This is a genomic window from Thiomonas sp. TH-17, from assembly GCF_057473305.1.
Window position 1 is genome coordinate 1 of sequence record NZ_JBYCKI010000245.1, and the last position, 11,035, is coordinate 11,035.

Sequence of the window (11,035 nt, forward strand, 5' to 3'; positions counted from 1 at the left end):
GGTTTCAATCCGCGCCCGGGGATTAACCCGGGCGAGACGTGGAGTTGCTGGGCAAGCTGGGCATCGGCGTGGGTTTCAATCCGCGCCCGGGGATTAACCCGGGCGAGACTCCGTCGCGGCAACGTGTTGTTGTGCAACGGAGTTGTAGCTTCTTCCCGCGAACCGGAGCCTCCGGTGTGTCGAAGGGGAACTTGGCGGAAAGGAAATCTCATCAAATTGTGAAAGATCAAGGGCTTGCATGATGCGCGAACCTACCGGGTTTTGGGCGGCGATGCCGGTTCGCGGCTTACACCACAAGTGGGCCACCGAAATCGGTGGAACGGAAAACACCATATTGTTTGACGCGCATGTCGGTCGGCTCGGTGATGCGGTAGAAGCGCAAGTTGTCTTCCTCAAGATTGATTTCGGCGAGTAGTTCTCGCTCCAGAGCCTCGTAAAGCATGGCATCAACTTCGCATTCGAACACGGATTTCTGCACCCGCTGCCCCACACGTTCGCAGGCCTTGGCAACGCGCCGCAAGCGCTTGCGGCCCGCTGCGGTTTCGGTGGAGACGTCATATGTCACGATGATGAGCATGGTCGTTCTGATCGGCTACCGCGCCAGATAGGGGAGGTAGGCATCCATCTCGCCACGAATGCTGCGGGCAAGCAGCCGGGCCTGGATGAAGGGCAGCAAGCCGATGGGCATTTTGGTCTCGAGCAGGGGGTGGGTGATTTCTTCCTGTTTGCGTTCTTGCCAGGCGGTGACGACTTTGCGACGGCCCTTGTCGGAGAGCAGGACGGCGCCGCCTTCGTGCTGGTCGAAGTCTTCGGCGGCGATCTGGCCGCGGTTGATCAGCGTGAGTGCCAGCCGGTCGGCAAGTACCGCACGAAACTCTTCCTGAATGTCGAGGGCAAGCGCCGCGCGGCCGGGGCGCACGGTGTGCAGAAACCCGAGTTGGGGATCGAGACCGACGGCCTCAAGCGCCGAGCGGCAGTCATTCATGAGCAGGGCGTAGAGAAACGAGAGCAGGGCGTTGAAGCGGTCAAGGGGCGGGCGCCGGGTTCGGCCTTCAAACCGGAAGGCTCCGCGCAGGGCGGGTTTGACGATGTGGTTGAGCGCCTCGAAGTAGCCGCGGGCGGCCTCGCCTTCAATGCCGCGCAGGATGTCGAAGGTCGTGGCCTGGGCCGTGGCTCGAAGTGAAGCGGCAAGGTTGTCGGCGGCGCGGGTGAGTGTGGCCACTTCGTTGGGGTCGGCGCTTTCGCGCGCTCCTCGCTGCAGAATGCTGCGGCTGTTCTTGATCTTGCCGCCTACGAACAGCCGCGCCATTTCGAGACTGACTGCTGCGTCGCCCGCGGCCCGGTGCTGGGCCTGCCGTAGCAGGATATTGCCCGATATGGGGCCTTCGAGCCGGGCCTTGAAGCGCCCGGCGTCATCGAGGAGCACGAGTGATTTGCCCTCGTCGGCCAGCCGGTGCATGAGCGCGGGCGACACCAGGACGTTGCCAAAACACACCAGGCTGCCGATGTGGTGCAGGGGAACCTGGAGTTTCTTTTCTCGCTCGACATCGACGCGCAGGGTGGCGTTGTCGATGTGAACGTAAGCCTGCGGCGTCATCACGTAGAGGGTGTTTTGCAGGGTCAGCATCAGTCCTCCGGGTTGAACAAGTGGGTTCGCAATGCGCGCTGCATGGCGGTTGCGGTCAGGGCTTCGGGCTGGCAGATGTCTTTGAGCGAACACTCTCGGCAGCGCGCATCGAACACCGGCGGGGGCAGCGTTCCGGCGCTCAGCATCTCGCGTATGGCGTCTGCGGTCTGCACGACGAGTTCGCGCAGTTCGGTCGTGATGGCGACTTCGCGTCGCCGGTGGCTGCTGGCGTGGTAGATGGCACCAAGCGGCACGGGACGGCCCAGCATGTCTTCCAGGCACATGGCCTGGGCGGCGAGTTGAATGTCGTCGTGTGTTTTCTGACGTTTGCGGCCGTGCTTGAATTCCACCGGAAAGACGGTGCCGTCGGGATGGAACTCCACCAGATCTGCCTTGCCGATCAGCCCCAGACGATCAGACCACAAGGGCAGGCTGCGCTCGACCTTCACACCCGAGCGGATTTCGTAGCCGGGCGTGTCCACCAGTTTGTGCACGGCGTTGCCGCGCGCGGTGTGGATGTTGTCGTCGAAGGCTTGCTCCAGATGAATGAGCGCGCATTGCCGCGGACAGTACACCCAGTGCTGCAAGGCCGAGAGTGGGACAGGGTCGTCTGCGGGGTTCACGATTCGGCGCGGTCAGTTGAACAGCCGATCAAGCAAGGCATCGCGGCTGAGGCCATGGTGCGCCCCGACCGCATCCAGAATGGCGGCCAGCGTGCCGATACGCAACGGGTCGTGGCGCGGCACGGTGACGTGGTGCTCGCCTTGAAGCGTGCTGGTCAGCCGCAAGTGGCTGCCGGTCTGTCGCGTGGCCTGGTAGCCCAGGCGCTCCAGCCGCTTGACGAGATCCGCCCCGGACAGATCACGCGGCAGCCTCATACGGTGAGCATTTCCTCGCGGGTGATGTGCAGGCGAATGAGTCCGGGGCGCTCTGCCGCTTCGAAGTGGCAATGCACCGCATCGCGCACCTGCGCATGCAGCGCTTCAAGGTCGTCGGCCTCGGTGAAGATGTCAGTCCCCACGGCGCGGGCGACATAGCCCCCTTCGGGGGCCTGTTCGACGATGAAGTGAATTTCGGTCATGGGAGAGTTACCTCGGTCAGAACCCATTGATTTCTTGGGGAACGAGTCCCTCAAGTGAGTTCAGTTTATAGCTGCCGTCGGACTTGATAGATTGCCTGTCGAGTGTGGCGTGAACTTTGGCAGACGAGTACTGACCGGCCTTGCAGTTGTGCTTCCACCAGATCACTTTGAGCACTTCCATACTGCCAGCGGGGCGCGCGGCGGCTTCGTCGTTTTCGAAGAGCCGAGGCAAAACCTGTTTGATCGCTTCTGCGTCGTCGTCCGAAAAGCCGGTTTTCACGGCGAGTTGCGGGTTCATGCTGCCGAAAAGAACGTAGACACCCTGATCAACACGGTGCTTCATGCCCATGGTGTCTGAACCGCGTTTGTTGCCGTCGCCTTCGCCGCTCACGCTTTTGGTGATTTGCATACTGGTCACGTCGATGGGCTCGACACTGAATGCCGATTGCACCGTGACCGGGCCGCGGATGCCGATGGAAACGCCGGTATCCCCCTCTTCGTCGCTGCCGTCTTCCTTTTTCTTGCCTGCCTTCTTGTTGCTCTTGAGCGCGAAAAGCTGCCCAAACGCGCGGACATCAAGCCACTTTTTACAGGCCAGCTCAGCGGTTTTGTCCGATCCCAATTCCTTACCCAGCCCGGCTTCAGCGCGTGCCCGCAAGCTTTTGGCGTCGTCGGCCCTGCGGTCGTCGGATTGGACAAAAATCATGTTGCCGTCGTCGTTCCGGCCTGCGTCGATCCAGCGCTCCAGCAGGCGGTCGCGGATTTTGCGCTTGATCGAGACATCGCTCATTTCACCGAAATTCGAGTAATCGGTGCGCGGGCGGTTGCCGTTGAGCGGGTCGCCATTCGGGTTGGCATTTTTCACGCGAAAGATCACGGCGAAATCGATTTTGTTTTGCAGGGTGCTCATGGATGTGTCCTCGTGAAATTATTCGGTTGGGGTGTCTTCATCAGCCGACGGAACGGTGTCGGGTTTGGGTGGGTTCAGCGACTGCCGCTGGCAGTGATAGCCGAGCAGGAATTCGCCGGAAAGCTTGCTATCGTCCATGAACGCATCGCCCTCGAACAGCGCGACGATTTCGTCGTGCAACCTGTCCATGTTGAGCATGAACGGGGCTCGCCGCGCTCGCAGACGGGATTTGGCGGGTGCCAGCGCCAGCTCTATCGTCCGCCAGGTACTCGCGGGCCGGTCGGCAAATCGCTGCATCAATTTGGCAGCGGCGGTGTCGCGGCTTTCGCCGCCCACGTACAGGGCGCGGCTCTCGATGTGCTCGGCCACTGCCAGTAATCGTCCATACAGATAATCCCGGCTGCGCCGGTCGGTTTCCAGTGCCATCTCGTATCCCTCGTTTTTGAAAGCGCCCCGGTACAGACCGCAGGCGATACCCAGAAATTTTTCCCACTCCCAGCGTTCCAGCCCGACCCGATTGCAAGCGCGGCGGACGACCGACTCAAGGAGGTCGCGCGGCAGCGCCTGCCCATCGACGATGCATGGCAGCAGGCGCTCGACTGTGGCTTTCTTGAGCTTGTCGTCGAGGCGACGCCCATACGCGGCCTCGGCGATGTCATGTGGCGCAGGTGCGCCGACGAAGTGCTTGTCCTTGCCGAAGTTCTGATGCCAGGCGAAGTCGCTGTGCCAACGCTCGATGCGCGCGAAAAATTCTGAGCCGGTCAGCTCGCGATAGAAGGTGATCGCCATGCGTCCGGGGGTGGCGGAATCCAGACCCATCACGACGATGTCGTCGGTCGGGCCAAGTTTCGTCCGGTAGCCCTTCAGAGCCAGATTCAGACGTTTGGCGAAGGCTTGTCCTGCATCGGTGTCGACGATGACGGCGGGCGAATTTGTCTCAGATTCGCCTGTGAGGATAAGCATGAGCGAGTTGACGACAGGGTCTGGGATGGGTGCGCCGCCAACAGCCCAACTGACGACAACCTGAGGTTGTTTCGGGTCGCCGTATCTGTGCCCTTGTCTCAGAATTAGCCAACGTAGTGCGTTGTGGGCTTTTTGTGTGACGTCATAGCTGATACCGCAGGCCTGCTGGCCAGTGTCGTCGGTAAAGCGGCCACGGAAAGTGAAGCCTGAACTATCGTTGGCGCTGATGAGTTTGGCACCGTCGCCCGCGTGGCGGATGAACTTCGGGTGGTTGTTGCCGATCCTGGCTTCCTCTCCCAGAACCATGCATATCCCATTCTTGGGGTTATTTATCGAGTCGTACTTTGTCCAGGACTCGATCAGTTCGGCATCTTCCCATGTACCCGATACAAGGTTGCCCGAAGCCTCAACACGCCAGCGGGCGAAAATCTTTTCATCACTGATTTTTTCTTTGGCCCGCGCACCTTCAACGACTAAAGGAATCATCTCTTCGCGTAGCAGATCAGCCCAGAGCGTCGCACGTTTCAAGTAAGTGAGAATCGCTGTGGCTTTTGGGTGTGCTTGGTCGGATTGGCACCATTTCTCCAAGTTGAAGAAATAAGCCTCTTGCTTTTTCTTGTTGCCATCAGGGAAGTCGATAGCGCAATAACTGGTCTCTTCACATAGAGGGTGAGGGGCAATTTTGCTTCCAGACCTTCCAAGTGACGCCTCGGTAACTGGGATGATCGTTGCAGATTCCGAGGCTCCAAGTTTTCTAATCCGGCGCAAATTTCCAGATTCATCGATCACAATCTCGACATGAGCGCGCTTTGAAAAGTGTGCGACGGACCAAGGTTGCAATGCATCTTCCGTGTGCAACCGGGCGTTTTGCTCGTAAGTCTCGTAGAGCTTCTGTATCCAGCTCATCTCACACTCCCAGTTCACTGGCTTCGTCTTCGACGCTGCGCACCCGGTTCTTGCCGAATCGCTTCGCGGTCATGGGGCGGACAGGCTTGCGGATATCACAGGCTTCAGGCCTCGGAAACCGCACTTGACCGAATTCCATGACGGGTCGCCAGAAACGTGCGGTCAACAAGGTGTCTCCGGTTTCGTCCGGGTAATCGAAACCGTGGAAAGTGAGGCCGAAGTCCATGCGGTCGATGCCGTCGTAATGCCCGACGCCAGACCCGAATTCACAGGGCTCGACATAACCCTGGCAATCGCGCGTGCCGAGAAAAATGTCTTGTCGTCCGCCCAGTTCCAGCATCCGCCAGGCGATGGCGAAATGCTTGCCGTCGATGCGGTCGTCCGCGAGTCCGGGCTGATGTTCGTTCCACTCAAAATGGGCACGCACCTGATATTCGACATCCGCGAGGAAGGTGTAGATGGCGAGTGTGTTGCCGCCGCCATATTCGAGCGGCTTCGTGCCCTTGGTCTGCGTGCGGATGGGCTTTATCACCCGCACGTCGTCGATGACCCAGATGAAGGTCGGCTTCCAGTAGATCGACTTGGCGATGCCTTTGAGGGCTTCGTAGGTCGGCAAGTGGTACGAGCATTTCTCGCCACCAATGCGGGTGAGTGGGTCAGTGAAGAGCGCATGACGCGCACTGACTTTGAATTCGATGCTGTTGCGGTTAGACACTGAGAACCTCCATCAAGCCTTCAGGGGTGTCGGAAAGGCCGAATTCTTCGCTGTAATAGCGAGCATCGGCCAGATAAAGAATGCCGGTTCCTTCCTGGATTTCACATACGGCCTTGGCTTTACTCAACGCCTCAAGCTGGCGTGGTAACACATTGACGCTGAACTGCTGGGCGCGGCGCAATAGCTCGAATTCCTTGTCCGGCAAGTAAGCCGCACACAGCTCGACGATCAGCGCTTTGCCGGTTTCGCCGTGCGGCACGATCACGCCGCGCGACGGAGTATCGATGGCTTTGAAGGCGCGCGCAGCACTCATGAAGGATTGCCGCAGGAAGCGCGCCGGGGCCTGCCTTTGAGTGCGCGCGTAGTCGCTGACCGCCTGCGTGTTGTGCGACAGCAGGTTGAGCATGGTGTCGTCTCGCCCGAGCGTGTTGCCGGATACGGGGTAGGCCATTTCGTTGGCGCGGTCGAAAAAATAATTGGTGTAGTACCAGGCCATCGCTTCCGGGCCGATGCGGTTCGCGCCGAATTTCTCCGGGTCGGCGTCGTAGTCGTCGAGCACGCGCTTGGCCTTCTCGCGGCCAATCTGGATGTCAGGCAGTTTGCTCAAGTTTTCGTCTTCGTCACGCGGGTTGACGACAAACACCGTGCCGCGCGCCCGTTTGCCGTGGCGGTTGCAGCGCCCAGCCGCCTGCGCGATGGAGTCGAGCCCGGCGGCGTAGCGGGTGACGGACGCAAAATCGACATCGACACCGGCCTCGATTAACTGCGTGCTGAAGCACAAGGTCGGCAACGGCGGGATCGCGTCCAGGCGGCTGCGAATTTCATCGAGCCTGGCCTTGCGGTGCGCGGGGCACATGCTGGTGCTGAGGTGGAAAACGGCGATAGTGGGATGGCTGCGGCACAGGCGATAGAGTGCCTGTGCGGCTTTTTTCGTGTTCACGATCACAAGGCAGCTGCCAACGGCCTCGACCTGTTCCTGCGCGTGAGCAGCAATAGCTTCCTGCGTCCAGCCGCCCGGCTTGCGCAGGTTCACGACCTCGACGCGCTTCAAGTCATCGAACAACTGCCGCACGTCGCGGATGATTTCGTTGCCGGGCGGGATGCGGATCGCCCCTTTGCTCGCATCAACCCGGTCGAGTAGCGGTTGGGTGGCGGTGCAGAGCACGACCGTGCTGCGGCAATGGTCGGCCAGAAAATTCATCGCGTTGTTGAAGAGATGTACGCAGCGCACCGGCAGGCTCTGGATTTCGTCGAAGACCAGCACGGCGTTGGCGAGCTGGTGCATCCGGCGTGCGCCGCGTGTACCCGCGCCGAACAGCGTTTCCAGCAGCTGAACCATGGTGGTGTAAACGACCGGCGCGTCCCAGTTTTCGGAGAGGATTTTGCTGCGCCAAGTTTGATCCTCGGGCGTGAGGTTGGAGTGGTGTTCCAGCACCACACTGCCTGCTTCGACGCCTTCGGGTTCGAGTATCCGGCGGACGACTTCGGCGTTCTGGTCGATGATGGACGTGAACGGAATGACGTAAATCACGCGGTCGAGGCCGTGTTTCTGCGCATGGTGAAGTGCAAAGCGCAGGCTCGCCAGCGTTTTGCCGCCGCCGGTCGGCACGGTCAGTGTGTAAATGCCGGTGTCGCGGGTGGCGGCTTCGAGACAGTGGCGGGAAATATCCTGTCGCAAAGTGTCGATGGGCTGAGTCGGCGAGAAATTCGCCAGATGCGTTTCGAGCCGTGCAATCAGCGTTTCCCACGGCGTGTAATTGCCGCGCAGGCGTTTGCGGGCACGACCAGGGTGTTCGAAATCGGCCGTGTCGATACGGTCAGCGTCGATCAGGCAACTGAACAGCGCACGCACGAGCAAGCCAATCTGCTGCTGCATGGCGGGGCTGGCCGCTTTGTCCTGGTGCGTTGCCCCGGGCGCGGTGTCGAGCAGTTTCGAGAGCCACGCCTGAAAAGTCGAACCGAGTTGGGGCTGAGCAAGCAACTTCCGTGCGTCGGCCAGTATGTTCGGGTCGGCTTTGGTCAAGGCTTCTTGCAGATTTGTTTTCGAGTCTGGCTTGTTCATGCGCTTGGTAAAGCCGTCTTCCACAGGCTTGCCCGGCACCGAAGTCAGGCAATCGATCAAGCCGGAGTGATGAGAAGCGATACACAGCGCGAGAATTTGTCCAGCGACGTGCGCCAGCGCATCCTTGCTTGCAAGGTGTTGCCAGATGAATTGCGCGCCGCTGGTCGAATGGTCAATCTTGCCTTTGAGGCCAGCCGCATCGACAAACTCTTCGTCCTCGTCCTGATTCAGCAAGTCTGTCGCAGACTGGATATAAGTTTGGAATGCAGCGCTGTACTTCCCCAGATCGTGCAACAGCCCGATCAACTCGCCGTGCAAACCCATGCTGAACTTTGCCGCGAACCCTGAGGCTAGGGCCGAGACCCCTGTTAGGTGAGCTTCTAAGGGCTGACAAATTCCACTGTCGCCACGAACGTGGGCGATGGCTTGAATAGTCTCGATGCTTTTCATCAGCGTGGAGGTATGTCGGGCGCCATGGATTCAGTGACCGGTTTTTCCTTGCAATCGCAGAACATCGTCGCAGTTCTGGGGATGCGGAGTACAGCGACATCGACAAGATGCGCTTCGAGGTCATGCGGCTCTCGCCACCGCCCTTCCGAATTCCTCGCTGCATGCGCGATGGGCTGAATCTGCTGCACTTGCATGTCTGTATTCGGGTTTGATGTGGCTGTTTTTCTTATTGCTGCCTTGATATTCTGATGATGCCGGAGGAATGCGATGGACGACAACCACCGTTACATCTGGGCACGCCAAGCATGGTGAGTGACCTCGGTGGCTGTCGTCAAAGTTCGGGCGAGGCGCGTTGTTGGGGCAGTGTCTATCGTTCCAAGGAGAAACGTCATGATTCGACGAGCCGGTTTGCTGGGGGGTGTTGCGGCGATGGTTGTGCTGGGCGGTTGCGCCGTCGTGCCACCGTCCTATTCCGCTGGGTATGCGCCTGCGCAGCAGCCGAGCTATCAGCAACCTGTATATCAGCAGCCGGGTTATGCGTCTTATGCCCAGCCGGGGTATGCCGGCGGGTATGCGGCGGCGCCGCCCGAGTATGTGCAGCAACCGGCCTATGTTCAGCAGCCTGCCTACACAGCGTCCCCGGGCTACGCCCCGGCGCCTGTGGCGCAATCGGCTTTGCCAGGTGCGGCGCTGGGCGCGGTGGCCGGTGGGCTGATCGGCTCACGCTTCGGGGCGGGCAACGGCCGCACGGCCATGGCCGCCACGGGGGCTGCGCTGGGCGCGGTGGTGGGGGCCAATGCGGCGAATCCCTATGCCACGCAGATCACGCCGGGCACGGTGATCGGCGGGGTGGTGGGTGGGCTGGTGGGTTCACGCTTCGGCCACGGCAATGGCAAGACGGCGGCGGCGGCGCTGGGCGCGGCCGTGGGGGCGATGGCGGGATCGCAGTATCCGGCAGTCACCCTGCCGTGATGCTGCCGTAATGCGGCTTTGAGGCGCGTTTATTCGAACCAGTGCAGCAGGCTGTCGAGGGCGCCAAAGTCGATGGCGGCGGTGGCGGCTTCGCGCACCTTGGGTTTGGCGTGGTAGGCCACGCTGAAGCCCACCGCGTTCATCATCGGCAGGTCGTTGGCGCCGTCGCCAATCACCAGCACTTCGCCGGGATCGCAGCCCAGGTCGTTGCAGAACGCGAGCACGGCCTTTTTCTTGGCTTCGCCGTCGATGATGTCGCCGATGAGCGTGCCGTCGAGCGCCTCGCCCTTCACGCCCAGCACATTGGCGGCCACGCGGTCGAAGCCCAGGCGCTGTTTCAGCCGGTCGGTGAAGTGGGTGAAGCCGCCGGTGACGAGCTGGGTTTTCAGCCCGGCGGCCTTGGCGGCAGAGAGCAGGGTTTCGGCGCCGGGGTTCAGGCGCAGGGTGTCGGTGTAGAGCTTGTCGAGCGCGACGAGCGGCACCCCGGAGAGCAGGGCGACGCGCTGGCGCAGGCTGGTGGCGTAGTCGGCGATCTCGCCGCGCATGGCGGCTGCGGTGATGGCGGCGATCTCGTCTTTCTTGCCGACGGCGGCGCCGATTTCATCGACGGTCTCGATATTGATCAGCGTCGAGTCCATGTCCATGGCCAGCAGCTTGAAGTCGCCCAGATGCAGCCCGGCAGGGATGATGGCCCAGTCGATGTGGTGCTCGCGGCAGTAGCTGTCGAGTGTGCGGCGCATACCGGGGCCGGCGCTGCGGATGTCGCGCAGGCGGGCGCCGTTATGGCCGCGGTTGGGGCCGTGGTCGTCGGCAAATTTTTCCAGACTGATTGGCGCGGCGACGTGGCAGAGATGGTCGAGGTTGTCCTGCGAGAGCGGGGCGGTGTGGCGCTGAATGACGAGGTGGTACATGATGGGTCTGTGAGGGAGTGGTGGGGTGCGGGACGAACTTTACGGCACGCGCTCAGGCCACGGCCATTAGAGGCTTTGGGCTGCCGAGTTGCTTGAGCGTGTCGCGGATGAGCTGGGCGCGCTGCGCGGCGTCTTTGGTCGGGCGTTCGATGCGCAGGCGGTCGTTGCCGGTGAGCTTGATGTGGCGGTTTTTCTGGATGAGGTCAATGATGCGGGCGGCGTCCACCGGGGCATCCTTGCGGAAGTGCAGGATGGCCACTTCTTCGGCCGCGTCGATCCTGGTGATGCCGTAGCCCTGAGCGATCAGCCGCAGGCGGTGCGTGTCCACCAGGGCCTGCGCGGGGGGCGGCAGGCGGCCGAAGCGATCGACGATTTCCTCGGCCACGCTGTCGAGCTGGGCGCTGGTAGTGGCGCTGGCCAGACGCTTGTAGAGCGAGA

12 protein-coding genes are annotated in these 11,035 nt (G+C 61.2%); 1 reads left to right on the forward strand and 11 read right to left on the reverse strand.

Annotated features, from left to right (window positions below; genetic code table 11):
• Positions 1-286: 286 nt before the first annotated feature.
• Genes cas2 through cas3 form a run of 9 tightly spaced genes read right to left on the reverse strand, consistent with a single transcriptional unit; the run spans position 287 to position 8,714 of the window.
• Positions 287-577 (reverse strand): CRISPR-associated endonuclease Cas2, encoded by a 291-nt coding sequence (cas2, locus tag AC2VLV_RS14265; RefSeq protein WP_486990610.1) that lies wholly within the window; start codon positions 575-577, stop codon positions 287-289.
• Between the two features lie 15 nt (positions 578-592).
• Positions 593-1,627: a type I-C CRISPR-associated endonuclease Cas1c gene (gene cas1c, locus AC2VLV_RS14270; protein WP_486990611.1), complete on the reverse strand. Its 1,035-nt coding sequence runs from the start codon at positions 1,625-1,627 to the stop codon at positions 593-595.
• Positions 1,627-2,250 (reverse strand): CRISPR-associated protein Cas4, encoded by a 624-nt coding sequence (cas4, locus tag AC2VLV_RS14275; protein WP_486990612.1) that lies wholly within the window; start codon positions 2,248-2,250, stop codon positions 1,627-1,629. Before cas4 ends, cas1c begins: the two co-directional genes overlap by 1 nt.
• 12 nt (positions 2,251-2,262) lie before the next feature.
• A complete protein-coding gene (locus AC2VLV_RS14280; protein ID WP_486990613.1) occupies positions 2,263-2,505 on the reverse strand; it encodes a type II toxin-antitoxin system HicA family toxin in 243 nt (80 codons plus the stop codon).
• Complete coding sequence (locus tag AC2VLV_RS14285) at positions 2,502-2,708, reverse strand: hypothetical protein (RefSeq protein ID WP_486990614.1); 207 nt, start codon at positions 2,706-2,708, stop codon at positions 2,502-2,504. The genes AC2VLV_RS14280 and AC2VLV_RS14285 overlap by 4 nt, the downstream gene beginning before the upstream one ends.
• 16 nt (positions 2,709-2,724) lie before the next feature.
• On the reverse strand, positions 2,725-3,618 hold the full coding sequence (gene cas7c / locus AC2VLV_RS14290; RefSeq protein ID WP_486990615.1) for a type I-C CRISPR-associated protein Cas7/Csd2: 894 nt from the start codon (positions 3,616-3,618) through the stop codon (positions 2,725-2,727).
• A gap of 18 nt (positions 3,619-3,636) precedes the next feature.
• Positions 3,637-5,487 carry a type I-C CRISPR-associated protein Cas8c/Csd1 gene (gene cas8c / locus AC2VLV_RS14295; RefSeq protein WP_486990616.1) on the reverse strand — a complete coding sequence of 617 codons (1,851 nt, stop codon included), beginning with the start codon at positions 5,485-5,487 and terminating at the stop codon, positions 3,637-3,639.
• Between the two features lies 1 nt (position 5,488).
• A complete protein-coding gene (cas5c, locus tag AC2VLV_RS14300) occupies positions 5,489-6,202 on the reverse strand; it encodes a type I-C CRISPR-associated protein Cas5c (protein WP_486990617.1) in 714 nt (237 codons plus the stop codon).
• Entirely contained in the window at positions 6,195-8,714 is a 2,520-nt protein-coding gene (cas3, locus tag AC2VLV_RS14305; protein WP_486990618.1) for a CRISPR-associated helicase Cas3', read from the reverse strand. The genes cas5c and cas3 overlap by 8 nt, the downstream gene beginning before the upstream one ends.
• Before the next feature lie 390 nt (positions 8,715-9,104).
• On the opposite strand from cas3, the gene AC2VLV_RS14310 reads away from it, so the two are divergent.
• Positions 9,105-9,686 carry a glycine zipper 2TM domain-containing protein gene (locus AC2VLV_RS14310; protein ID WP_486990619.1) on the forward strand — a complete coding sequence of 194 codons (582 nt, stop codon included), beginning with the start codon at positions 9,105-9,107 and terminating at the stop codon, positions 9,684-9,686.
• Positions 9,687-9,715: 29 nt separating this feature from the next.
• On the opposite strand, the gene serB is transcribed toward AC2VLV_RS14310, so the two are convergent.
• The gene (gene serB / locus AC2VLV_RS14315) at positions 9,716-10,597 is read right to left on the reverse strand and encodes a phosphoserine phosphatase SerB (RefSeq protein WP_486990620.1); all 882 of its coding nucleotides are present in this window, start codon (positions 10,595-10,597) and stop codon (positions 9,716-9,718) included.
• A 52-nt stretch (positions 10,598-10,649) separates the two neighbouring features.
• The coding region (locus AC2VLV_RS14320; RefSeq protein ID WP_486990621.1) for a TRCF domain-containing protein at positions 10,650-11,035 on the reverse strand (386 nt) is incomplete at its 5' end.

What these genes read in the sequence shown, in the direction of transcription:
- cas2 (WP_486990610.1), bottom strand. Translation starts at nt 577, where the DNA reads ATGCTCATCATCGTGACATATGACGTCTCCACCGAAACCGCAGCGGGC.
- cas1c (WP_486990611.1), bottom strand. Translation starts at nt 1,627, where the DNA reads ATGCTGACCCTGCAAAACACCCTCTACGTGATGACGCCGCAGGCTTAC.
- AC2VLV_RS14280 (WP_486990613.1), bottom strand. Translation starts at nt 2,505, where the DNA reads ATGAGGCTGCCGCGTGATCTGTCCGGGGCGGATCTCGTCAAGCGGCTG.
- AC2VLV_RS14285 (WP_486990614.1), bottom strand. Translation starts at nt 2,708, where the DNA reads ATGACCGAAATTCACTTCATCGTCGAACAGGCCCCCGAAGGGGGCTAT.
- cas7c (WP_486990615.1), bottom strand. Translation starts at nt 3,618, where the DNA reads ATGAGCACCCTGCAAAACAAAATCGATTTCGCCGTGATCTTTCGCGTG.
- cas8c (WP_486990616.1), bottom strand. Translation starts at nt 5,487, where the DNA reads ATGAGCTGGATACAGAAGCTCTACGAGACTTACGAGCAAAACGCCCGG.
- cas3 (WP_486990618.1), bottom strand. Translation starts at nt 8,714, where the DNA reads ATGAAAAGCATCGAGACTATTCAAGCCATCGCCCACGTTCGTGGCGAC.
- AC2VLV_RS14310 (WP_486990619.1), top strand. Translation starts at nt 9,105, where the DNA reads ATGATTCGACGAGCCGGTTTGCTGGGGGGTGTTGCGGCGATGGTTGTG.
- serB (WP_486990620.1), bottom strand. Translation starts at nt 10,597, where the DNA reads ATGTACCACCTCGTCATTCAGCGCCACACCGCCCCGCTCTCGCAGGAC.